The sequence below is a fragment of the Chelatococcus composti genome (assembly GCF_014201415.1).
GTDB classification, from domain to species: domain Bacteria; phylum Pseudomonadota; class Alphaproteobacteria; order Rhizobiales; family Beijerinckiaceae; genus Chelatococcus_A; species Chelatococcus_A composti.
The window spans coordinates 137,849-159,628 of record NZ_JACHEH010000001.1; the positions used below are offsets into that span (position 1 = coordinate 137,849).

Below are 21,780 nucleotides of genomic sequence, written 5' to 3' on the forward strand. Positions count from 1 at the left end.
ACGTGCCTGCGGCGGACGCTAACCCTCATGGCATGCGGACGTGGCGAAATCGGTAGACGCAGCAGACTTTGCAATTGGAGTGCCTGCGGGGAAACCCGCGGAGTAGAACCGCTCAAAGTCGGGGAACGCTAACGGGCGAAGGCCCCAGGCCAATCCCGAGCCAAGCCCCGCGTGGGGAAGGTGTAGAGACTGGACGGGCGGCGCCTAAAGCCTTCGGGCCAGGGCGAAGGGACAGTCCAGACCACGAACGCCGGGCGGCGGCGGCGAAAGCCGAAGTGGTACGAAAATCTGCTTCTCATCGAGAGTACGGGTTCGAGTCCCGTCGTCCGCACCATGACCCGCGGCTCGCCGGGAGTGCCAGAGCGGCCTCGGGACCGCAGACAGGCCCGAGGCCGGCCGTTCACCGCCCCATCGTGTAGAACTCGTCGTTGGGGCGCATGTTCGTCACGTTGGCGAGGCGGTTGGACATCCCGAAAAAGGCGGAGATGGCCGCGATGTCCCAGGCGTCCTCCTCGGTGAAGCCGTGCTCCTTCAGCGTCTCGAAGTCGCTCTCGCCGACGGCATGGGCCTGTTGCGACACCTTGACCGCGAAATCGAGCATCGCCTTCTGGCGCGGCGTGATATCGGCCTTGCGGTAGTTGACGGCGACCTGGTCGGCGATCAGCGGATTCTTCGCCCGGATCCGCAGGATGGCCCCGTGGGCGATGACGCAGTACTGGCACTGGTTGAGGCTGCTCGTTGCCACCACGATCATCTCGCGCTCGGCCTTTGTCAGGTTGCCGGGCCTCTCCATCAGCGCGTCGTGATAGGCGAAGAAGGCGCGGAACTCGTCGGGCCGGTGCGCCAGCACCAGAAAGACGTTGGGGACGAAGCCGGCCTTTTCCTGCACGGCGAGGATGCGTGCGCGGATATCGTCCGGCAGGGTCGCGATGTCGGGGACGGGGAAGCGGCCGATGGCGGGCTGGTTCTTGCTCACGTCGTTCTCCCCGCAGGTCACAGGTCGATCGGTACGATGACGCGGCCGCGCACCGCGCCGGCGATCAGCCGCTCCGAAACGGTGATGGCGTCCTCGAGCGCGATGCGCTGCGTCATCTCGCCGAGGAGGGCGGGATCGAGATGCTGCCCGAGGCGCCGCCACGCTTCGCGCCGCTCCTCCAGCGGGCACATGACGCTGTCGATGCCGGCGAGGGTGACGCCACGCAGGATGAACGGCGCCACCGTGGCGGGAAAGGCCAAGCCGCCGGCGAGGCCGCAGGCCGCGACGGCGCCCCGGTACTTCACCGACGCACAGACGTTGGCGAGCACTTGCCCGCCCACGACGTCGACGGCACCAGCCCAGCGCTCCTTGGCGAGCGGCTTGCCCGGCTCGCTGAATTCCGACCGCGGCAGGATGCGCCGCGCGCCCAGCCGGGTGAGATAGTCCGCCTCCTCGACACGACCGGTCACGGCGGCCACCTCGTAGCCCAGCCTGGCGAGCACCGCGACCGCGACGCTCCCAACACCGCCGGCGGCGCCGGTTACCAGAACCTCGCCGCTCTCGGGCCGCACGCCGTGCCGCTCAAGCGCCATCACACACAGCATGGCGGTGTAGCCGGCGGTGCCGATGCTCATGGCCTGCTGCATGGTGAAGGCCGGCTCGAGCGGGAGGAGCCATTCGCCCTTCACCCGCGCGAGCTCCGCGAGCCCGCCCCAGTGGACCTCGCCCACGCCCCAGCCGTTCAGCACGACCTTGTCACCCGCCCGGAAGCCGGGGTGGTCGGAGCGCTCCACGACACCGGCGAAGTCGATGCCCGGCACCATGGGGAATTTCCTCACGACCGGCGCCTTGCCGGTGATGGCGAGCGCATCTTTGTAGTTCAGCGTCGAGCACGCGATGCGGACGGTGACGTCGCCCTCCGGGAGCTGGCCCTCGTCGAGCGTGGTGAGCGCGACGCGCTGGCCGTTGTCGTCCTTGTCGATCAGAACTGCCCTGAACATGCCGGCTGCCTCCCGGAAACTGTGGATCCCATATGCAGGAGAGCGAGGAAGCCCTCGAAAAACGCGTCGAGCGGAGCCGGACTGCGCTCCAGCTTGGCACGCAGCACCGCGCCTTCCCAGCCGATCCAGAAGAATTTCGCGATACGGTCGCAGTCGAGGTCCGCCGCGATCTCGCCTGCGGCCCGCGCGGCCCGCAGGCACCGGGCGGTGCGCGCCTCCCAGTCCCGGAACACGGCGGCGAGCCGCTCGCGGAACGGCTCCGGCAGCACGTTCATCTCCTGGCCGAGATTGCCGATGAGGCACCCCCTGCGATAGCCGTGGCGCGCCATGCCCGCCCTGGCATCGTCCAAGAAGTCCCTGAGCCGCATCAGCGGCGGGCGTGCCTCGTTCTCGAAGCAGCGGTCGAGCTTGCGTACGAAATAGTCGGCGTAGGCGTCGATCAGCGCCAGCCCGAAAGCGTCCTTGCTGTCGAAGTAGTGATAGAAGGAGCCCTTCGGCACGCCGGCGGCGGCAACGATCTCGTCGAGGCCGGCCGCGCTGAAGCCCTTCTCCGTCAGCACCGCAAGGCCGGCCCGGATGAGGAGCATGCGCGGGGAGCCGGGAAGGCTCTGGTCCTTCCGCGGGCGGCCGCGCCTGCGCGGCGTGCCAGTGCTGTGCGTTTCCTCTCCCATGGATATTTTTTAGACCGATCGTCTTGCAAAATGCAATCGCGCGGAGCTGTTTCCCTAACGTCGCGCGAATGCCCGGCCTCACACGGGCGTGACATCGCGCCTTCGTGACACCCGGCCCGTACCCGCCGGCCTATCCTGCTGCCGAACGATCCGACAGCGGCTGCCTTGCTCTGCGCGGGCCGGCCGGAACCTGGGCGAGGACGATGATGAGCCGCAGGACCATTCTGGGAGGCGGCGCGCTGGCCGCGGGCGCGGCTGCGGTTGGCCGCCTGTTCGGCTCCCGGCAGGAGGCGAAGGCGGCGGGGCGCTTTCCTGTCGAGAAGAGCGACGAGGAGTGGCGGGCGGCGCGCACGCCGGCCCAGTACAACGTCCTGCGCAAGCACGGCACGGAGCGGGCCGGGACGAGCCCCCTCAACAGCGAGAAGCGCGCCGGCATCTATCATTGCGCAGGCTGTGGCCAGCCGGTTTTCTCGTCCTCGACGAAGTTCGATAGCGGCACGGGCTGGCCGAGCTTCTATGCCCCCATCGCCGGGGCCGTCGGCACGTCGGAGGATCGCAGCTTCTTCATGACGCGCACCGAAGTCCATTGCAGCCGCTGCGGCGGCCATCTCGGCCACGTCTTTGACGACGGCCCGCTCCCGACGGGCCTGCGTTATTGCATGAATGGCGTCGCCATGACGTTCACGCCGTCATAGGCTCGAGTGTTCCCGATGCGGCGGAGACCCACCATGCGCGCCTTCACCCTCGGCTCCTTGCTCCTCGGCTGCGTTCTCGTCCTCGGCGGCGGGGCGCCGGCCGGCGCCCAGGAGGGGGAGGGCAAGGAGGGGGAGGGCAAGGCGAGCGCGATTTTCGCCGGTGGCTGCTTCTGGTGCATGGAGCCGCCCTTCGACGCTGTGCCGGGCGTGATTGCGACCATCTCCGGCTATACGGGCGGGCGGACCCAGAATCCCACCTACAACGAGGTTTCCTCCGGGCGGACCGGCCACAAGGAGGCGGTGAAGGTGGTCTACGACCCCGCGCGCGTCACCTACGAGCAGCTGCTTGCCATCTTCTGGCGCAACATCGATCCGCACGACGCCAGGGGCCAGTTCTGCGACAAGGGCGACCAGTACACGTCGGCCATCTTCGTGGCCACGCCCGAGCAGCGCCAGGCGGCCGAGGCCTCACTCAAGGCGGTTAGCGCGCGGCTGAAGCAGCGCGTCGTCACCGAGATCCTGCCGGCCGCGACCTTCTATCCGGCCGAGGACTACCACCAGAACTATTACCGCAAGAACCCGGCGAAATATAAATACTATCGCTTCGCCTGCGGCCGCGACCGGCGCCTCGAGGAGGTTTGGGGCCCGGCCTCCTGATGGGTCAGGCCGCGTTGCGCCTTGCCTCGTGCTGTGGCGGCTGCCAGCCGTAAAGCCAGGCATATCGCGCCAGCATCGCCTCGCCGCTCGTACGCGCCATGACGAGGTTGCGCACCAGCGAGAAGGGGGCGGCCATGTGGTAGATGCGGCCGTTCTCCCGCGCCGCCTGCTGCACGCGCAAGGCCCGCGGCCTCCGCGCTGCCTCGTAGGCGCGCAGGGCAGAAGGCACGTCATGCGGCTCGCCGGCCAGCGCATCGGCGAGGACCGCCGCATCCTCGATGGCGAGCGCGCCGCCCTGGGCGAGGAAGGGCAGCACCGGATGGGCGGCGTCGCCGAGAAGCGTCACCGGCCCGCGCCCCCACGGGCGCGGCGGCGGCAGGTCGAACAGCGACCACACGCGCCAGTCGAGCGGCCTGTCGGCCAGCGTGCGCAGCGCGGGCAGGGCCTGGGCGAGATGCCGCGCGACATCCGCCTGCTCGGCCTTGCTGTTCCAGACATTCACCGAGCCTTCCGCCCGCGCGACGAGGACAATGTTGACGAGGCGACCGCGGCAGACCGGATAGTGAACGAGGTGCATGCCGCGACCGAGCCACAGGCCCGTGATGTTGCCGGCCATCTCGTCCGGCACCTCGGCGGCCGGGACGGTCGTGCGCCAGGCGGCATAGCCTCGGTAGACGGGCTTGCGGGTATCGCCGAGCGCCGGGCGCAGGGCGGACCAGAGGCCGTCCGCACCCACGACGAGGCCTGCCTCGCGCTCCTCGGTGGCGCCGCCGGCGGTCTCGACGCTGAGCCGGGCCCGGGCGCCCTCGACCGCGACGGCGGTGACCTTGCGCCCGATGGAAATGCGGATGTTGGGCTCTGCCCTGGCCGCGTCCAGCAGCAACGTGTGCAGGTCGGCCCGGTGGATCACCCAGTAGGGCGCCCCGAACCGTGCACGCATGGTCTCGCCGAGCGGCATCCCCGCAAGCCGGCGGCCGGACGACAGCGAGCGGACGACGAGCTCGTCCGGCGTCACCGCATGGCGCGCGAGTGCCGGACCGAGGCCGAGCGCCACGAGCACGCGGCTCGCGTTGGGTGAAAGCTGGATGCCTGCGCCGGCCTCGTCGAGGGCAGTGCGCCGTTCGAAAAGCGTAACGGACCGGCCCTGACGGGCGAGAAGGAGTGCCGTGGTCAGACCGCCGATACCGGCGCCGACGACGACGGCCGATGGCGCGCTATCAGGCATGGTGGAACTCCGCCGGCCTCACGCGGCCGTTGCGGCCTCCGCATGCCACAGGCAGTCGGCGGGCTCGCTCTCGTCGGCCGCGAGCGTCGGCTTGTAGCGGTAGAGCGTGGAGCAGTAGGGGCAAATGATCTCGCTCTCGTCGCCCATGTCGAGGAAGACGTGGGGATGGTCGAAGGGCGGCTTGGCCCCGATGCACATGAACTCGTGCACGCCCACGTTGATGACGTCGACGCCCGTGTCGTTGTGGAAGTGCGGGACGGATTTCGCGGCCATTGCCGTTGACCTCATCTTGGCGGATCAGCGATTTGGGGCGCACCATAGACCATGGCGCGAAAAAGTGGAGACCGGTTTTTCGCTTGCAGCCTGCGACAAATGAATAACCTATGACGCATCCGGCGTAGGCGCGCCTGCGGCCGGCGGCGGCATGCGTTCACCCGATGGAAACCCGCAGCCCTTACCCGTTGGGCCGCACGAGCGAGAGAGACATGCACTTCTTCAGTTCCGACGGCGTCCGCCTCGCCTATGTCGATATTCCCGCGCACGAGGGGGAGGGGCGCCCCGTCATCCTGGTGCACGGCTTCGCCTCAAACCATGCGGTCAACTGGGCGAACACGCTGTGGACGACTACCCTGGCGCGCGCCGGGCGGCGCGTCATTGCGCTCGACAACCGCGGCCACGGGCAGAGCGAGAAGCTTTATGAGCCCGAGGCTTACCACTCGCATGTCATGGCCGAGGATGTGCGGCGGCTGATGGATCGCCTCGACCTCGCCGAGGCGGATGTCATCGGCTATTCGATGGGCGCCCGCATCACCGCCCATCTTGCCCTGCGCCATCCGGAGCGCGTGCGCTCGGCCGTTCTCGGCGGTCTCGGCATCCATCTCGTCGAAGGCGTCGGGCTGCCGCTCGGCATCGCCGATGCGATGGAGGCCCCGTCTCTCGATGTGCTGACGGACCCGATGCAGCGCATGTTCCGCGCCTTTGCCGAGCAGACGAAGAGCGACCTCAGGGCGCTCGCCGCCTGCATCCGTGGCTCGCGGCAGACACTGACCCGGGAGGAGGTAATGTCCATCACCCTGCCCGTGCTCGTCGCCGTCGGCACGCACGATCCCATCGCTGGCTCGCCGCACGAGCTCGCCGCGCTCCTGCCGCGGGGGCGGGCGCTCGACATTCCCGGCCGCGACCACAACCTCGCCGTGGGGGACAAGGTGCACAAGCAGGGGGTCGTCGCCTTCCTGGCCGAGCAGGACGGGGCGTGAGGGGAAAGCCGAGTCGCCAGAATCGCTTGGCGGTGGAAGTTCAGGCGGCGATTCCGGTCCTTGAGAAATCGATTCAGCGAATCTGCCTGACGATTCCGTCGGTTGAGAAACCGATTCAACTGGCCCTCCCGCCGCTGCGAAAGTGATTCAGCGGGCGGTGCCAAGGCCTTGTGCCGGAATCGTTTTCGCCAGCAGCGGCAGCACCGCGTCGCGGATGAGCCTGGCGAGGCGCCAGCGGTCGGCCTCGTGCAGGGGCAGCCACGCCAGTTCGGCGATCTCGGCCGCTGCGCGGGGCGTACCGGCGAGGCGTGCGGTGAAGACATGGGCGAGCACGTCGGTGTCGGGCTCGTTGGCAGCGGGGGCGGTGAAGACGCCGAGCGGGCGCAGCGTGCCGGCCTCGGGTGCGACGCCGAGCTCTTCTGTGAGCTCCCGCGCGAGGGCGGCCTCGGGCGCCTCTCCTTCCTCGATCTTGCCCCCGGGCTGGATAAAGGTGTCGCTGCCGTGCTTGCGCACCACGAGGAGGCGACCCTTTTCGTCCTGAATCGCCGCAACGGCGATCGTGAGACGCCTGCGCTCCGTCATCGTCCGCTCCTCACCGTCCCGTGAAGCGGGGCTGGCGCTTGCCGAGAAAGGCGGCGCAGCCTTCCGCATAGTCTGCGCTGGCGAAGCAGGCATCGGCGAGGGCCTGAAGCTCGTCCGGGCCGGCCGCGCCGGGCAGGCCGGCGGCAGTGGCGATGGCCGCCTTGGCGGCGCGGATGGTCAGCGGCGCATTGGCGGCAATGGTGGCGGCCAGGTCGGCCGTGGCGCGCTGGAGGTCTGCGGCCGGTACCACCTGCTGCACGAGGCCGAGGGCGAGCGCCTCGGCAGCATCGACACGACGGGCGGTGAAGATGAGGTCCTTGGCGGCGGCCGCGCCGATGGCGGCCACGATCATGGCCATGCCCGCCGGCGGATAGCCGACGCCGAGGCGCGCGGCGGGAATGGCGAAGACGGCGTCGTCGGCGGCGATGCGCAGGTCGCAGGCGAGGGCGATGCCGAGCCCGCCGCCGAGGCAGAAGCCCCGGATCATGGCGAGGACCGGCTTCGGGCAGGCGGCGACGGCCTCGAAGGCGGCGAGGTTGGCCGCCTCGTAGGCCCGCCCGCCCTCGGGGCTCGCCCGGAGCGAGCCGAACTCGCCGATGTCGGCACCGGCCGTGAAGGCGACATCGCCCGCGCCGCGGATGACGACGACGCGCACCTTTTCGTCGGCGCCGAGGGCTGCCATGACCTCGGGAAAGGCACGCCAGGTCGCGAAATCGATGGCGTTGCGGCGCGCCTCGTTGTCGATGGTCAGCGTCGCGACGCCGGAGGCGACGGAAAGGCGCAGACTGTGGGCCGCGGAAGAGGAGGGCATCGGCGGGTCCCGGCTCGCGGATCGCGCCGACTCGGCGCGACTGGGCGATCATATACGGCCTTTCCCGCGCCCTGCGACCCGCCCCCGACGGCGGCAGTTGCCTGGGGGGCGCTTGCCTCGGCATCTTTTCGTGTGCCCTCTTGGCGTGCAGGCCATCGCGCCCTAACTTAGGCGCACCTTGCGGTGGGGCCGAATGTCCGCCGTGGGCGCACAGCACGAGGAGACGATCGATGGCCCCCGGTCAGACGAAAGTGAGCGAACGCAGGCGCCACGGGCTCGAGGCGGTCGACCCCGTGTGGACGCGCGTGCGCGAGGAGGCCGAGGCGGTGGTGGCGCGCGAGCCGGAGCTCGCCGGTTTCGTCATCGCCACCATCCTCAACCATGACACGCTCGAGTCCGCCATCATCCATCGCGTCGCCTCGCGGCTCGACCACGACGTGGTCTCGAGCGAACTGATCCGCCAGGCGTTCAATGCGGCCATCGCCCATTCGCCCGAGATTGGCGAGGCCTTCCGGGCCGACATCGTGGCCGTAGCTGATCGCGACCCGGCTTGCACGCGACTCATCGAGCCGGTGCTCTATTTCAAGGGCTTCCACGCCATCCAGACGCATCGTCTCGCCCACTGGCTGTGGCAGCAGGGCCGGCGCGACTTCGCGCTTTATCTGCAGAGCCGCTCGTCCGAGGTGTTCCAGACGGACATCAACCCGGCGGCGCGCATCGGCAAGGGCATCTTTCTCGACCACGCGACGGGGCTCGTCGTGGGCCAGACGGCCGTGATCGAGGACAACGTCTCGATTCTCCAGGGGGTTACCCTGGGCGGCACGGGCAAGGAGCGCGGCGACAGGCATCCCAAGATTCGCCAGGGGGTGCTGATCGGCGCCGGCGCCAAGATCCTCGGCAACATTGAGGTCGGGCGGTGCGCCCGCGTGGCGGCTGGCTCGGTCGTGCTGCACCCGGTGCCGCGCAACTCCACGGTCGCGGGCGTGCCGGCGCGGGTGGTCGGCACGGCCGGCTGTGCGGAGCCGGCGCGCACCATGGACCAGCTCCTCGCGGAGAAGTTGGGGGATTGAGGGGGTTCGCTCTTGCCCGTGGGCCGTGTTCCGTGGCAAGCGAGGGGCCCTTCTGACGGACCCGAAAAGAGAGGCGGCGCCATGGACAAGAACGAACTTGCCAAAGTCGAGCGGTTTCTGCGCCGCACCTTCGCCAATGCCAGCATCCGTGTCGTCGCGCGCCCGCGCAAGACGGACTCGGCGGAGGTCTACATCGGGGAAGAGTTCATCGGTGTGCTCTTCCTGGACGACGAGGACGGCGACAAGTCCTACAGCTTCCAGATGGCGATCCTCGACTCCGATCTCGAGGACTGAGCCGGCGAGCCAGGGATTGGCGAGGGCGCGCCCGGAAACAGGCGGGCCCTTTTCGTTGTGTGCCGTCACTGCGCCTGCGTCGGCTCGTCCGGCGGGGCCATGAGCTGCATGAGCCGTTCCGCGCCCGAGCGCAGGCGCGGCCAGTCCGCGAGCCGCTCCGGGCCGAAGCGCAGCACCACATCGATGCCCGCGAGGCGCATCACCGTCGTGCATAGCGGCGCCACGACATCGCTAGCGGCCGGACGCGCGCAACGGGCAAAGAAGCGCCGCCCGTCGGGCGGGGTGAGATAGAGCTCCTCGCCCTCATAGGGCGAGCCGGCGCGGAAGCGACGCAGCACGAGGCCGCCAGGCGCAGGCCAGCTCTCGGGCGCGAGGAAGCGCATGTAGAGCTTCGCCGGGCGCTCGACCGGGTCGAGTGCCGCATCTGCCGGAACGAGCGTGACGGCCACGATCTCTTTCTCGCTGCCACCTGCCGCGTGCGGCCAGGGAATGGCGAGGTCGAGTCGCTGCACCGGGCCACCTGCCGGGTCCATCGTCTCGCGCAGCCAGGCTGCCGGCACCCTCAGGATGTGACCGGCAAGCTCATAGTCGATGCGCGCGGGCGTGGGCTTGTGCGGCGAAGCGGCGGGGCGCAGGAGGGAGACGCCGGCCAGAACAGCGGCACCGGCAGCGGCCGCGGCGAGCGACAGCCGCAGCAGGACCGGAGGGCGCCGGGCGACAGAAAAGAGCCTTTCCGCTGCAAAGACCATGATCGACGTGGACTCCAAACCGCCGGACGCGGTGCGAGGCAAATTGCATTATCTTGGCTAAGGCCGCGTAAACCACGCAAGGGGACGGGGCCCCCTCCGGGCGTCACGGACGGGCTTGACGGACGGCCTGCGGCGCGCCCTCCTTGGGGCGCGATCGACCCGTGGAGATCCCGATGCCCGTCTATGCCCTTGGTGACCTCAGGCCCGAACTGCCCCCTGCCGACCGCTACTGGATTGCGCCTGACGCGCATGTCATCGGCCGCGTGCGGCTGGGTGACGAGGTCGGCGTCTGGTTCGGCGCCGTGCTGCGCGGCGACAACGAGCTTATCGACATCGGCGACCGCACCAACATCCAGGAAGGCGCCATGCTGCACACGGACATGGGCTTTCCGCTCACCGTGGGGCCGGACTGCACCATCGGCCACCATGCCATCCTGCACGGCTGCCAGATCGGCGCCTCGACCCTCATTGGCATGGGCGCCACCGTGCTCAACGGCGCGCGCATCGGCAACAACTGCCTCGTGGGCGCCAATGCGCTCGTCACTGAAGGTAAGGAGTTTCCCGACGGCTCGCTCATCGTCGGGGCGCCGGCCCGCGCGGTACGCGCCCTCGACGAGAAGGCGCTCGCCGGGCTCAAGCTGTCGGCCATGGGCTATGTCGGCAACTGGCGCCGCTTCGCCGCGGGGCTGAAGCGGATCGACTGAGCCTTCAGCGCGCGCCGTCCGCATGCGCCGCAATGACCGCGAGAAAGGCCTCGGCATAGCGGGCGAGCTTGGACTCGCCGACGCCGGAGATGGCCGCGAGATCCCGGCGGGTGCGCGGAGCGCGGGCCGCCATTTCCTGCAGCGTGCGGTCGTGGAAGATGACGTAGGGCGGCACGTTCTGCTCTTTCGCCAGCTCGAGGCGCCGCGCGCGCAGCTTCTCGAAGAGCTCCCGGTCCCCCTGCGGCAGCGCCTCCGCCGCCTGCCGGCGCGCCGCCCTGCGGCCGCCGTGCGCCGGCTTCTTCAGCGCCCGCAGCATGATGGAGGAGCGCTCGCGCAGAAAGCTCGCCCCCTTGGCGGAGATGGACAGGCCGCCGTGCCCGGCGACATCCACCGTCACGAGCCCGTGGGCGACGAGCTGACGGACGATGGAGCGCCACTGGGCGCGGTCGAACTCCCGGCCGATGCCGTAGGTGGAGAGCTTGTCGTGTCCGAGCTGCGCGATGCGCTCGTCTTCCTCGCCCAGGAGCACGGAGATCACATGGCCCTGGCCGTAGCGACCGCCCGTGCGATGGATGCATGAGAGCAGTTTCTGGGCGGCGATGGTGCCGTCGAAGGTCTCCGGCGGGTCGAGGCAGACGTCGCAATTGCCACAGGGCGGGCAATCGTCGCCGAAGTAGCGCAGCAGTACCTGGCGGCGGCACTGGCAGGATTCGGCGAAGCCCAGCAGCGCATCGAGCTTGCGGTGCTCCATGCGCTTGCGCTCCGCGGGAGCATCGGATTCGTCGATGAAGCGGCGGCGCAGCGCGATGTCCTCGGCGCCATAGAGCATCAGTGTCTCGGCCGGCAGGCCGTCGCGGCCGGCGCGGCCGGTCTCCTGGTAATAGGCCTCGATGCTGGCCGGCAGGTCGACATGCAGCACGAAGCGCACGTCCGGCTTGTCGATGCCCATGCCGAAGGCGATGGTGGCGACCATGACCAGGCCCTCGCCGTGCTGGAAGCGGCGCTGGTTCGCCTCCCGCGCCGCCATGTCCATGCCGGCGTGGTAGGCGAGGGCGGAAAAGCCGTGGGCGTTGAGCGTCGCGGCCACTTCCTCCGTCTTGCGTTTTGACAGGCAGTAGACAATGCCGCTCTCGCCCTTGCGGGCGTTGAGGAAGCGCAGCATCTGCTGGGTCTGGCTCTGCTTCTCGGCGACGCCGTAGCGGATATTGGGCCGGTCGAACCCGGCGATGAAGCTGTTTTCGGCGCCGATGGCGAGATGGGCAACGATCTCCTCGCGCGTCGGCGCATCCGCCGTCGCGGTCAGCGCCATGCGCGGCACGTCCGGGAAGAGTTCGACGAGCACGTCGAGCCCCCGGTACTCGGGCCGGAAGTCGTGCCCCCACTGGGACAGGCAGTGGGCCTCGTCGATGGCGATGACGGAGAGGCGGACGGATTTCAGCCGCTCCAGCGTCTCGGGTCTGAGCAGGGTTTCCGGCGCCATGTAGACGAGGTCGATCTCGCCGCGCCGCATCTGCCGCCAGATCTCGTCCCGCTCGGCGCCTCCGATGCGGGAGTTGAGCGCGGCTGCGCGCATGCCGGCCTGGCGCAGCGTCGCCACCTGGTCCTCCATCAGGGCGATGAGGGGTGACACAACGAGGCCGGTGCCGGGGCGGACCAGCGCCGGGATCTGGTAGCACAGCGACTTGCCGCCCCCCGTCGGCATCAGGACAAAGGCGTGCCGGCCGGCGATCACGTGGTCGATGATCTCCGCCTGGCGCCCGCGGAAGGCACCATAGCCGTAGACTGTCCTGAGAATATCGAGCGGATGGGCTGACAAGGCGCGAGTCGCTGGTGCGAAGGGGAGTGCCTTGCTAGCCCAATTTGCCCGGCGGCGCACGTCGCCGCCGGAGCTTCGGCCGCGTCAGCGCGCCGCGGCCGTGACCGTGCCGGCGTCGGGCTGGCCGAGGGCGACCCACTGCATCGTGTCTTGCTGCGACTGCCGCTTGATGAAGCGATAGCCCGTCGCCGTCCACGAGAGGATGGTGTCGCGCTTGTTGTCGAGGATGAAGTCGCCGCGGGTGGTGCGGACCGTGAGCACGGCATGGCCGTCGCCCGCCTCGTCGCGCACGACGGTGATCAGCAGGGCCCGGGCAGGGAAACCCCGCTCGATGAGGAGCTTGCGCTTCAGCAGCACGTAGTCCTCGCAGTCGCCCTTGCCATCGGACGGCAGGTCCCAGGATTCCTCGACGCCCCAGTGCTCCATGTCGGTGACGGGCGTGATGGAGCGGTTCACGTCGAGGTTGATGCGGACAATGTCGTGCCAGCCCGCCCTGTCGAGGTCGATGACGCTGGGGCCCTTGCCGTCGTCGGTGCATTCACTCCAGTTCGTGCGGCAGAAGGCGAGCCAGCCGACCGGCGGGCGGGCCGCGGCGCGCTCGATGGCGGAGGAAGCGTCGGGCAGGTTGACCTCGAGCCTGCGCGCGGCGGAGACGGAAGCCGTCTTGCGCGTTTCGGCCTCAGCCACCGTGGCCATCGAAGCGAGGCACAGGCCTGCAAGCGCCAGAATGACGGAGGTACGCGAACCCATCGACCGCCCCAAACCCGTTAAGATTTCGTTTACCTTTTCACAGGCGGGGGTCATGCCGCAAGGCGGCGCGCGCGTCAACGTCGCGACAAGGTTAACGTTTGTTCATGATTGTGGTCTGCGGGCAAGCGTTGCCGGCGGCCCGCTCAGTGTGGGCTCGCCGTCATGTCGCCGCCGCGGTGGCCGAGGGAGACCCAGCCGGCGAAGTCCTGGCTCTCCCGTTTCACGAAGACGTAGCCCGTGGCGAGCCAGGGCAGGACGGCATCGCGCTTGTTGTCGAGGATGAGGTCGCCCCGGTCCGTGCGCACCATGAGGACGGCATGGCCCTCGCCGTTCTCGTCGAGGACGACGGCGAGGCGTAACGCCCGCCGGGGCAGCCCGGCCTCAACCAGCAGGCGGCGCTTGAGCAGGGCGTAGTCCTCGCAATCGCCCTTGCCGCTGTCCGGATAGTCCCAGCTTTCGATGACGCCCCACTGTTCCTCGTCGGTCTGCGGCATGATGGCGCTGTTGACCTTGCGGTTGATGGCGGTGAGTAGCCGCCAGCGGCGGGCGTCAAGCCGGATCAGCGCCTCTTCCTGAGGGTCGACGGCGCAATCGGCCGGCCGCGCGCTGCAGAACTGCAGCCAGCCCGACGGGGCACGGGCAAGACCGTGCGCCGTCGCCGCCGGTGTCGGGTGCGGCCGCGCCCCATAGGCCGAAGCGCCGCCCGACGCCAGGGTGCCGGCAAGGATGAAGAGCAATGCGACGATCGGATTTTTCATTATCGCCTCCCAATTCGTCGGGAGGCATCATAGGACAGTCAAATCCATCCACGTTGAATAAAATCAGCGTAATTTGATGGATATACCGGCTATTAACGGATGAATTGTTAAGTAAAATAACACTGAATGTGATTGCTTCGTATTTTAGCGAAACCGCCTACGCGCCGGTGACGCTGACGGATCATCGACGGGTCGGCCCGCGCGCAGCGTTTCATGGCTGACGAGACTCGCCGGGCGCAGAAAACATCGCCGCGCGAGGATATCGCCCGGTGCCGCGGCGGGGACGGTAACGGTCGTCGCCGTCAGAGTTCGATTGTCTCGTCGAAGTCGCGTTCCGGCAGGGGGGTCAGGAACTCGACGGCGAAGCCGCCCTTGAAATGGCGCGTGACGCGGCCCGCGGTGCGGCCGAGTGTGACCAGCGTTCCCATCGGCGGCGCGGCAGAGGAGGAAACGGCGGCGCCGGAGCGCGAGATGTCGATGATGCGTGCCATCTGTGGCTCGCCGCCGGCGATGGTCATCGTCGTGAGCTGCTTGTTCGGCACGATGCGCTCGTGGCGCCGGTCCTCGGGCAGGCCAAGCTCGTCGCGATGCGCCAGCCACATCAGCTGCGTCGCGAGCTTCTCGCGCTTGTGCGGCGAGATGGAGAGGCGCACCGCAAAGCCGTTGTCCATGTGGCGCGTGATCTCGCCCTCGAGGCGGCCGACCTGCTCCAGGTAAATGATGACCCGGTCGCCGATGGCGCCCGATGCCGGGGCCACGAGGCTGACGCCCCCCGGCGACATGTCGATCGTCTGGCAGGGATATTCCTGTTTGTCAGGCAGCATGTAGCGGCCGACGAGCTTGATCTGCACGCGCTGATAGAGGCGGCGATCCTCCTGGTTGGCGTACAGGGCAACAGTCGTCGGTGAAATAGGCCGCGCCATCGTGTCGAAAACCGATCTGCCGAGAATCGACTGTGGGACAAGGCCAATTGATACTTGATCCCCAGCGATCCATGAAGCTCCCGAACCTCGGACAGTGATGCGCCTGTGCCTTGCGCGGACCTTTCTCGCCGCTCCCCGGCGGGGCGATCAGCTGCGGCCGCCGCGGAAGACCATGAAATGGCCGCGCCGGTCGGCACCGGCGACGGCGTGGCGTTCCGGCCCTTCCGGCCACAGGACGCGCGCGGAGGTGAAGGTGAGGGGGGCAAGCGGGGCAAGACCGAGCCACGCCGGCGCCGCCGCGGGCGATAGCGCGCCGAGCATGCGGGCGTGCGTCTTGCCGCGATAGCGCAGCGGCAGGAGCAGGAGCTCGAGGTCGAACGGCTCGCCCGCTGTGCCCTGGGACGGTCGCGCCTCCGCGCCGGCGACGAGGCCCGCCTGGTTGTCGAGCACGAGGGACACCGCGCGCCGGCACTCGTGGAGGCTTTCGCCCCGCCACAGCGCGGCGAAGGGGCGCCCCTTAAGGTCTTCCCCCACGAGGGTGCACAGCCGCGCGCCAGCCAGGCGGAAGCGGGGCTCGTCCCCGTCGAGTTCCAGGATGAAGGTGTCGCTGAGGATGTGGCGTATCTCGCCGGGTGCGATCTCTCCGCGCTCGGGCGCCGCCCGCTCCCCGCGCAGGCGGTTCCAGTAATCGTAGAGTGCGCGGCTCGTTACATGTTTCATTTTGATGCGTGATCGTCCCGGCCCCGTGCGCAGCCGCGCGACGTACCGGCAGGAGAAGGGGGACACGTGGCACGCACGGGCCGTTCCCTCCCAATCCGACACAGTCGCGGGCATCACATCTTTGAGAATGCAGCAGCCGTGCCACCGATGGGGAGGGGCTGGCACCGTTTACCGTTCGTTAGGGTTAATTTTGTCTTGCCTGTTGCCGCAGCGGGGCGGGCGCGCCATGCTTTGTGCATACGGCCGGGGCCTTCGGGCCCTGCCTGCAGGGAACGTCGAACGAGCAGCCGGGCCACGCGCCACGGCTTGGCACAGGATGCCGCCGGCGGGGGAGGGGCGCCATGCCTCTCCCCTTCCTGTTGCGGACCGTCTGCGGGCTCACGGATTGACGCGGCAGGCAAAGTGATGCCTGTTGCCGCAGCGACGGCCGAAGCGGGCGTCGTGCCTATGTCGATGCCTGATCTCGGAGCCCATGTCGCACCAGCCTTCCTCCGGTCCCTCGCGCGAGCCGATGTTCAACGCACCGTCGGTCGTCGTGGGCGCGATCGCCGTTATCGTCGCCATCCACATCCTGCGCTCCGTCATCAGTGCGGAGACTGACTTCCGCATCCTCATCGACTTCGGCTTCATCCCGGCGCGTCTGCTTGCCGGGCTTGGCTTCGAGAGCATCGACGCCATCGTGGAGCGGGCGTCGGCCGGGCCGGATGGCGGCTACTGGCAGATGTTCGCCCAGCTCGTACTGGGCGACGGCGCGGCGCCGTGGACACTCGTCACCTATGCCGTCCTCCACGGCTCGTGGGCGCATCTCGGCGCCAATGCCATGTGGCTGCTCGCCTTCGGCAGTGCTGTCGCGCGGCGTTTCGGGGCGGCGCGCTTCCTCGTCCTGTGTCTCGTCTGCTCCGTTGCCGGGGCGCTCGCCCATCTCGCCAGCCGGCCGTTCGACGTGGTGCCGATGATCGGCGCCTCGGGCGCCATCTCTGGCGTCATGGCGGCTGCGGCGCGCTTCGTCTTCCGGCCGGACTGGGGCCACCTGTTCGGCATCGATCTCAGTGCCGACCGCATGCCGGCGGAGAGCCTGGGCCAGCTCGTGCGGAACCGCCGGGCACTCGCCTTCGTCGCAGTCTGGTTCGCCATCAATCTGGCCTTTGGCGTCACGGCCCTGCCGCTCGGTCTGGCCGAGGGCGGCATTGCCTGGGAGGCGCACATCGGCGGCTTCGTGGCCGGCCTGCTGCTCTTTCCGCTCTTTGACCGGGCGCATCCGCGCGACGGCGCGGACTGAGCGGCCAGTGCCTTGCCTTGCGCTTGCCGGCCAGCGCCAGCACTATGGAAAGGGGGCTGGGGAAAGGGGCTGGTGAACCGCTGGCGTCAGATGCCGTTGCGATGGCACGGGTCCGGCGCCGCGATCCGGCATGGAGGAGCTGATGACCGTTGCGCAGATCCTGGCGGCCAAGGGCCGCAACGTCGTGACTATTCCTCCGACCAAGACGCTCATGGAGGCGGCCCAACTCCTCGCCGAGCGCCGCATTGGCGCAGTCGTCGTGGTGAACGCGGGCGGCAAGGTGCTGGGCATCCTCTCGGAGCGCGACATCGTCCGCGAGATCGCCAAGGGTGGACCCGCCGCCCTCCAGGAGAGCGTCAGCCAGCACATGACCGAGAAGGTGGTGACCTGCACGAGCGCCTCGGCCATCACCGACATCATGGGCATAATGACCGAGGGCAAGTTCCGCCACCTGCCGGTGGTGGAGGACGGCAAGCTCGCCGGCCTCGTCTCCATCGGCGACGTGGTCAAGTACCGGGTGGCGGAGATCGAGGCCGAGCACAAGGCCATGCGCGAATACATCGCCATGGCCTGAACGGCGGGCTCAGCCTCGCTCGGCCACAGGGAGCTCCAGCATCTCGCGCAGCTCGTCCAGGGCGCGCTCGGCCGCTTCCATGCCAAGCGCGATGGCCTCGTCGGCGCGGTGGAAGTCGAACAGTCCCATGCGACCGAGGCGCGGCGCCACCATCACGTCCGGCGGGTCGCCGGCGAGGCGCGAGCGGGCGATGCGGTCCTGGGTGATGTTGAAGGCGTCGACCATCACGGCGCCGATACCCGGAGCGCCGTCGGCGCGACGGCCGAACTGGCGCATGCGCATCGCAGCCCCGCGCACGGGCGAGAAGAGGCCGCGGGCGGTCTGAAGCTCGTCCTCGACGGAATCCTCGTCTGCGCCGTGTGCCGGGATGACAGCGCCGCGGCCGCGCGTATCAGCACCGTTGAGGTTGACGCACAGCACGATCTCGGCGCCAAGGGCGCGCGCCGCCGTCACGGGAATGGGGTTGACGAGAGCGCCGTCCATCAGCCAGCGGCCGCCGACACGCACCGCGTCGAAGATGCCGGGCAGGGCATAGGAGGCGCGCAGGGCCTCGGTGAGGGAGCCGCGCGTCAGCCAGATCTCGTGGCCGCTGCCGAGCTCGGTGGCGATGGCGACGAAGCGCGGCGCGAGGGCCTCGATGCGGACGTCGCCAAGGTGATGCGCGAGCATGCGCTTCAGGCGCTGGCCGGCGATGAGGCCCGAGCCATTGAGATGGAAATCCATCAACCCCATGACGCGCCGCCTGGTCAACGAGCGCGCAAAGTCCTCGAGTTCGTCCAGCTTGCCGCTGGCGAAGCAGCCGCCGACAACGGCGCCGATGGACGTGCCGGCAATGACGTCGGGGACGAGCCCCTCCCGCGCCAGCACGCGCATGACGCCGATGTGCGCCCAGCCGCGTGCGGCCCCGCCGCCGAGCGCGACACCGAACGGACGCCGTTTCCGGACGGGAACCGGTTCGGGCACGACGGGCCCTGTCGCGAGGTCCTTGAACATCCGGTCTCCCTCCGCAGGAGGTCAACGCCGCCTGACAGGATGAAGTTGCCTCCGGATGAATGAAAGAGGCTTGTGACACCCGCGTGGCGCCCGCCGTCCATCCAGCGGCGTCGGCGCCGTTCTGTCACTGCGCGGTGTCGAGGGCGAGGCGTCCGCGGCCGTCCGGCTCGGTGATGACGCGCCGGTAGAAGCAGGACCGGCGCCCGGTGTGGCAGCAGCCGCCGTCGCCACCGACCCTGACCTTGAGCACGATCGCGTCCTGGTCGCAGTCGATGCGCATCTCCACCACGGTCTGGATCTGGCCGGAGGTGTCGCCCTTGTGCCAGAGGCAGGCGCGCGAGCGCGACCAGTACCAGGCTTCCCCGGTCTCGATCGTGCGGGCGAGGGCCTCGGCATTCATGTGCGCGACCATGAGCACCTCGCCGGTGTCCGCATCTGTGGTGACGCAGGTCATGAGGCCGTTGGCATCGAAGGCGGGCATCAGCCGGTCGCCTTCCTCGACCTCGGCCTTGCTGCCGCGCGCGGCGATAAAGTCACAGCGTTCGCACATATGGCGTCCTCGGTTCGGATCCGCGTGCCGGATTTAGCCCGCCGCCCGGTCGCGGCCGCAGCGCAGCTGCGCGAAGAAGCGAGCCTGTTCGGCGGGATTGTCGTGGAAGACTCCGCCGAAGCGGGTCGTGATGGTCAGGGAGCCCTGTTTCTGCACGCCGCGCATCGACATGCACATGTGCTCGGCCTCGATCATGACCGCTGTGCCGCGCGGGCGAAGGTGCGTCTCGATGGCATCGGCGATCTGTGCCGTGAGGCGCTCCTGCGTCTGCAGGCGCCTGGCGAAGGCATCGACCAGCCTTGCGAACCTCGACAGGCCGATCACGCCGCCTGCGGGGTAGTAGGCGACATGCGCGCGACCGAAGAAGGGCACCATGTGATGCTCGCAGTGGGAATGGAAGGGGATGTCACGCACCAGCACCATGTCGTCATAGCCGGCCGCATCGGCGAAGGTGCAGCCGATGAGATCAGCCGGGTTCTCCCGGTAGCCGGCATAGAACTCCTCGAAGGCGGCCACGACGCGTTCGGGTGTTCCGGCGAGACCCTCGCGGTCCGGGTCGTCGCCGGCCCAGCGGATGAGTGTGCGCACGGCCGCCTCGGCCTCGGCGCGGCTCGGGCGGGCAGCGGCTGTGAAGTCGTCGCAGCCGCCGGCGGCGGCCGCGGGCGAGGAATTTCCGGCGCTCTTCATTCCGGCCTCCCGAAACGGCAATGGCCCTGAAGGCCGAAGGGCCTTCCCGCCGCCCGGCCGTCACCGGCTTCGCCGCTTCCCACGCCGGCCCGTTCGGGGCGGGCCTGCTTTTGAATCCACTCGTCGGGCCTTATATAGGGGGCCGGCACGGATGGAACCCAAATCCGTCAGTTTGGAGCGGATATGCTCTCGGATATCTACAACAGGCGCATCCTGGAACTGGCTGCGGATATTCCGCGGCTCGGGCGGCTTCCGGCGCCGCAAGGCAGCGCCACCGCCCATTCCAGGCTGTGCGGGTCGACGGTGACGGTTGACGTGATGCTGGATGAGCGCGGGCGCGTCAGCGACTTCGCCCACGACGTGAAGGCCTGCGCCCTCGGCCAGGCCTCGTCGTCCATCATGGCACGCAACGTCATCGGGGCGGATCTCACGGAGCTGCGCGAGCTGCGCGAGACGATGCGCCGGATGCTGAAGGAGGGCGGCCCGCCGCCGGGCGGGCGCTGGGCGGAGCTGGCCGTGCTCGAGCCGGTGCGGGAGTACAAGGCTCGCCATGCCTCGACGCTGCTGACCTTTGACGCGGTGGTCGAGGCGGTGGACAAGGCCCTGCAGGCGCAGATGGAGGAGCCTGCGGCCGGGGCCTGATGGCCCCGGCAGGAATGCGGCACCCGGCTTACCAGGTCGTCTTGAACGAGTAGGCGGCGGTGAGGCCGACGCTGAACTGGTTGCGCGAGCCGAAGGCGCGCACGATCGGGCTCTTGCCCGCGTCGCCCGTCAGGTAGTCGTAGCGACCGAAGAGAGTGGTGTTCCACTCGTCACTCCAGTCATAGGAGATCGCGGCAGCCGCGCCAACCGAGCGGACGCCGCCCTTGGCCTTGAAGGGCAGGACGCGGCCGTTGATGGCGGCCTCATAGGGCGACACGCTGTAGTATTTGTCCATGTAGTCGCTGTCGGCGAGGACGGCGCGCGGACCGCCCGAGACGGTGAAGCGGCCGACGCGCTCCACCCAGTCGAGGGCGAGGCCGGCGGTGAATCCGCTGCCGTTGAGGCCGTGGCGGATCTCGAAACGGCCGCGCAGCTGCTCGGTCGGCCACAGTTCGACGAAGACGCCGGGCTCGATGGTCCAGTTGATCTTCGACAGGCCGAAGAGCCGCCGGTCGTCTTGGTAATAGCGACCGCCCTGGTAGGCAGCGACGACGCCGAAGCTCACGACCGGGTTGCCGTAGAAAGTGAGGCTCACCCCGTCGTCCGGCGCCGCGAAACGCCTGGGTTCGGTGGCGCGGCGGAGCGTGAAGGAGGGGAAGATGACGAAGCTCGTCTTGTCCGATCCCTCGAACATCGGCGTGATCTGGGCATTGCCCTTGACCGTGAGAATCCAGTCGTTCGGGCCGACCGGCACGCCGGCGAAGCTCGTCTCATAGGGCCGAGACGATTGTGCGAAGGCAACGGAGGACGAGGCGAGAATGCCGAAGGCCGAGGCGGCCAGAGTGACGGCAAAAGCGACGCGGTTGCCAGACAATGTGCTACTCCTGAACCAATGCCGGCACTCTCGCTCAGCGCAGTTAACGTTTCGTGGCAGGAAATGCGCGAAACGTGCGTATTGGCCGAGCGCGGCCCAAAGGAAGGCGATTCCCGACGGCGAGAGACATGAATCCCGGTCAGTGGATAGCGCATCTTGTTATTCGTGGCTACCAGCTCACGCTGTCCGCCTTGGTCGGGCGTCAGTGCCGTCACTGGCCGAGCTGCTCGAGCTACACCGACGAGGCCATCAAGCGGCACGGCCTCTGGGCCGGCGGATGGATGGGTGTTGCCCGCATCTGCCGCTGCACGCCCTTCGGCACGAGCGGCATCGATCTCGTGCCGGAGGCGTTGCCGCCGGCGAGCGCCTGGTATAAGCCGTGGACCTACGGGCGCTGGCGCGGCGTCAATGCGCCGCCGGCTTTCGTCTGCGAGGCCGTCGAACCGGACGGCGACGCTGCCTCGCCGCCTGACGGAAACCAGTCCGGAAAACCCTGAGAACAAGCGCTTACCTGCCGCCGTTT

The 21,780-nt window shown here is 68.9% G+C and carries 27 protein-coding genes; 10 read left to right on the top strand and 17 right to left on the bottom strand.

Going from position 1 to position 21,780, the window contains the following annotated elements; translation table 11 throughout:
• Positions 1-400: 400 nt before the first annotated feature.
• From HNQ73_RS00695 to acuR, 3 genes are read right to left on the bottom strand one after another with little or no spacing between them, the layout of a single operon-like run.
• Positions 401-976, bottom strand: coding sequence for a peroxidase-related enzyme (locus HNQ73_RS00695; RefSeq protein WP_183331263.1), 576 nt, complete (start codon positions 974-976; stop codon positions 401-403).
• Positions 977-993: 17 nt separating this feature from the next.
• Positions 994-1,977: an acrylyl-CoA reductase (NADPH) gene (gene acuI / locus HNQ73_RS00700; RefSeq protein WP_183331265.1), complete on the bottom strand. Its 984-nt coding sequence runs from the start codon at positions 1,975-1,977 to the stop codon at positions 994-996.
• Positions 1,959-2,648, bottom strand: coding sequence for an acrylate utilization transcriptional regulator AcuR (gene acuR, locus HNQ73_RS00705; RefSeq protein ID WP_183331267.1), 690 nt, complete (start codon positions 2,646-2,648; stop codon positions 1,959-1,961). Before acuR ends, acuI begins: the two co-directional genes overlap by 19 nt.
• A gap of 206 nt (positions 2,649-2,854) precedes the next feature.
• On the opposite strand from acuR, the gene msrB reads away from it, so the two are divergent.
• Positions 2,855-3,343: a peptide-methionine (R)-S-oxide reductase MsrB gene (msrB, locus tag HNQ73_RS00710; RefSeq protein ID WP_373284842.1), complete on the top strand. Its 489-nt coding sequence runs from the start codon at positions 2,855-2,857 to the stop codon at positions 3,341-3,343.
• A 33-nt stretch (positions 3,344-3,376) separates the two neighbouring features.
• Positions 3,377-4,000: a peptide-methionine (S)-S-oxide reductase MsrA gene (msrA, locus tag HNQ73_RS00715; protein ID WP_183331271.1), complete on the top strand. Its 624-nt coding sequence runs from the start codon at positions 3,377-3,379 to the stop codon at positions 3,998-4,000.
• Between the two features lie 4 nt (positions 4,001-4,004).
• Here the strand turns inward: msrA and HNQ73_RS00720 are convergent, their stop codons facing one another.
• A complete protein-coding gene (locus tag HNQ73_RS00720) occupies positions 4,005-5,225 on the bottom strand; it encodes an FAD-dependent oxidoreductase (RefSeq protein WP_183331273.1) in 1,221 nt (406 codons plus the stop codon).
• Positions 5,226-5,243: 18 nt separating this feature from the next.
• Positions 5,244-5,498 carry a zinc-finger domain-containing protein gene (locus HNQ73_RS00725; RefSeq protein ID WP_183331275.1) on the bottom strand — a complete coding sequence of 85 codons (255 nt, stop codon included), beginning with the start codon at positions 5,496-5,498 and terminating at the stop codon, positions 5,244-5,246.
• A 212-nt stretch (positions 5,499-5,710) separates the two neighbouring features.
• Here HNQ73_RS00725 and HNQ73_RS00730 point away from each other — a divergent pair, with 212 nt between their 5' ends.
• The gene (locus HNQ73_RS00730; protein ID WP_183331277.1) at positions 5,711-6,481 is read left to right on the top strand and encodes an alpha/beta fold hydrolase; all 771 of its coding nucleotides are present in this window, start codon (positions 5,711-5,713) and stop codon (positions 6,479-6,481) included.
• Positions 6,482-6,628: 147 nt separating this feature from the next.
• On the opposite strand, the gene HNQ73_RS00735 is transcribed toward HNQ73_RS00730, so the two are convergent.
• Both HNQ73_RS00735 and HNQ73_RS00740 read right to left on the bottom strand, forming a co-directional pair.
• Entirely contained in the window at positions 6,629-7,063 is a 435-nt protein-coding gene (locus HNQ73_RS00735; protein ID WP_183331279.1) for an NUDIX hydrolase, read from the bottom strand.
• Between the two features lie 10 nt (positions 7,064-7,073).
• Positions 7,074-7,874, bottom strand: coding sequence for an enoyl-CoA hydratase (locus HNQ73_RS00740; protein ID WP_183331281.1), 801 nt, complete (start codon positions 7,872-7,874; stop codon positions 7,074-7,076).
• 230 nt (positions 7,875-8,104) lie between these two features.
• Here HNQ73_RS00740 and cysE point away from each other — a divergent pair, with 230 nt between their 5' ends.
• Both cysE and HNQ73_RS00750 read left to right on the top strand, forming a co-directional pair.
• Positions 8,105-8,944, top strand: coding sequence for a serine O-acetyltransferase (gene cysE, locus HNQ73_RS00745; RefSeq protein WP_183331283.1), 840 nt, complete (start codon positions 8,105-8,107; stop codon positions 8,942-8,944).
• 81 nt (positions 8,945-9,025) lie between these two features.
• Positions 9,026-9,238, top strand: coding sequence for a DUF3126 family protein (locus HNQ73_RS00750; RefSeq protein WP_183331285.1), 213 nt, complete (start codon positions 9,026-9,028; stop codon positions 9,236-9,238).
• A gap of 65 nt (positions 9,239-9,303) precedes the next feature.
• Here HNQ73_RS00750 and HNQ73_RS00755 read toward each other — a convergent pair whose 3' ends face one another.
• Positions 9,304-9,987: a hypothetical protein gene (locus HNQ73_RS00755; RefSeq protein ID WP_183331287.1), complete on the bottom strand. Its 684-nt coding sequence runs from the start codon at positions 9,985-9,987 to the stop codon at positions 9,304-9,306.
• A 173-nt stretch (positions 9,988-10,160) separates the two neighbouring features.
• Here HNQ73_RS00755 and HNQ73_RS00760 point away from each other — a divergent pair, with 173 nt between their 5' ends.
• Positions 10,161-10,691, top strand: coding sequence for a gamma carbonic anhydrase family protein (locus HNQ73_RS00760; RefSeq protein ID WP_183331289.1), 531 nt, complete (start codon positions 10,161-10,163; stop codon positions 10,689-10,691).
• A gap of 4 nt (positions 10,692-10,695) precedes the next feature.
• Here HNQ73_RS00760 and recQ read toward each other — a convergent pair whose 3' ends face one another.
• From recQ to HNQ73_RS00785, 5 genes are all read right to left on the bottom strand, one after another.
• Positions 10,696-12,507: a DNA helicase RecQ gene (recQ, locus tag HNQ73_RS00765; RefSeq protein ID WP_183331291.1), complete on the bottom strand. Its 1,812-nt coding sequence runs from the start codon at positions 12,505-12,507 to the stop codon at positions 10,696-10,698.
• Between the two features lie 84 nt (positions 12,508-12,591).
• The gene (locus HNQ73_RS00770) at positions 12,592-13,257 is read right to left on the bottom strand and encodes a transglutaminase-like cysteine peptidase (protein WP_183331293.1); all 666 of its coding nucleotides are present in this window, start codon (positions 13,255-13,257) and stop codon (positions 12,592-12,594) included.
• Positions 13,258-13,400: 143 nt separating this feature from the next.
• On the bottom strand, positions 13,401-14,015 hold the full coding sequence (locus HNQ73_RS00775; RefSeq protein WP_183331295.1) for a transglutaminase-like cysteine peptidase: 615 nt from the start codon (positions 14,013-14,015) through the stop codon (positions 13,401-13,403).
• 302 nt (positions 14,016-14,317) lie between these two features.
• On the bottom strand, positions 14,318-14,938 hold the full coding sequence (locus tag HNQ73_RS00780) for a PilZ domain-containing protein (protein ID WP_183331297.1): 621 nt from the start codon (positions 14,936-14,938) through the stop codon (positions 14,318-14,320).
• 147 nt (positions 14,939-15,085) lie between these two features.
• Complete coding sequence (locus HNQ73_RS00785; protein WP_183331299.1) at positions 15,086-15,658, bottom strand: PAS domain-containing protein; 573 nt, start codon at positions 15,656-15,658, stop codon at positions 15,086-15,088.
• A gap of 472 nt (positions 15,659-16,130) precedes the next feature.
• On the opposite strand from HNQ73_RS00785, the gene HNQ73_RS00790 reads away from it, so the two are divergent.
• Both HNQ73_RS00790 and HNQ73_RS00795 read left to right on the top strand, forming a co-directional pair.
• On the top strand, positions 16,131-16,937 hold the full coding sequence (locus HNQ73_RS00790) for a rhomboid family intramembrane serine protease (protein WP_183331301.1): 807 nt from the start codon (positions 16,131-16,133) through the stop codon (positions 16,935-16,937).
• A gap of 142 nt (positions 16,938-17,079) precedes the next feature.
• Positions 17,080-17,511 (top strand): CBS domain-containing protein, encoded by a 432-nt coding sequence (locus HNQ73_RS00795; RefSeq protein WP_183331303.1) that lies wholly within the window; start codon positions 17,080-17,082, stop codon positions 17,509-17,511.
• 9 nt (positions 17,512-17,520) lie between these two features.
• On the opposite strand, the gene HNQ73_RS00800 is transcribed toward HNQ73_RS00795, so the two are convergent.
• The 3 genes from HNQ73_RS00800 to folE form a co-directional block, all read right to left on the bottom strand.
• A complete protein-coding gene (locus tag HNQ73_RS00800; protein ID WP_183331305.1) occupies positions 17,521-18,504 on the bottom strand; it encodes a patatin-like phospholipase family protein in 984 nt (327 codons plus the stop codon).
• 124 nt (positions 18,505-18,628) lie between these two features.
• Positions 18,629-19,054, bottom strand: a complete 426-nt coding sequence (gene hisI, locus HNQ73_RS00805; protein WP_183331307.1) for a phosphoribosyl-AMP cyclohydrolase — start codon at positions 19,052-19,054, stop codon at positions 18,629-18,631.
• 33 nt (positions 19,055-19,087) lie between these two features.
• A complete protein-coding gene (gene folE, locus HNQ73_RS00810; RefSeq protein WP_183331309.1) occupies positions 19,088-19,741 on the bottom strand; it encodes a GTP cyclohydrolase I FolE in 654 nt (217 codons plus the stop codon).
• Positions 19,742-19,924: 183 nt separating this feature from the next.
• Here folE and HNQ73_RS00815 point away from each other — a divergent pair, with 183 nt between their 5' ends.
• A complete protein-coding gene (locus tag HNQ73_RS00815; RefSeq protein WP_183331311.1) occupies positions 19,925-20,383 on the top strand; it encodes an iron-sulfur cluster assembly scaffold protein in 459 nt (152 codons plus the stop codon).
• Positions 20,384-20,411: 28 nt separating this feature from the next.
• On the opposite strand, the gene HNQ73_RS00820 is transcribed toward HNQ73_RS00815, so the two are convergent.
• On the bottom strand, positions 20,412-21,257 hold the full coding sequence (locus HNQ73_RS00820) for a MipA/OmpV family protein (RefSeq protein ID WP_183331313.1): 846 nt from the start codon (positions 21,255-21,257) through the stop codon (positions 20,412-20,414).
• 128 nt (positions 21,258-21,385) lie between these two features.
• On the opposite strand from HNQ73_RS00820, the gene yidD reads away from it, so the two are divergent.
• On the top strand, positions 21,386-21,754 hold the full coding sequence (gene yidD, locus HNQ73_RS00825) for a membrane protein insertion efficiency factor YidD (RefSeq protein WP_183331315.1): 369 nt from the start codon (positions 21,386-21,388) through the stop codon (positions 21,752-21,754).
• The last annotated feature ends 26 nt before the right edge of the window (positions 21,755-21,780 follow it).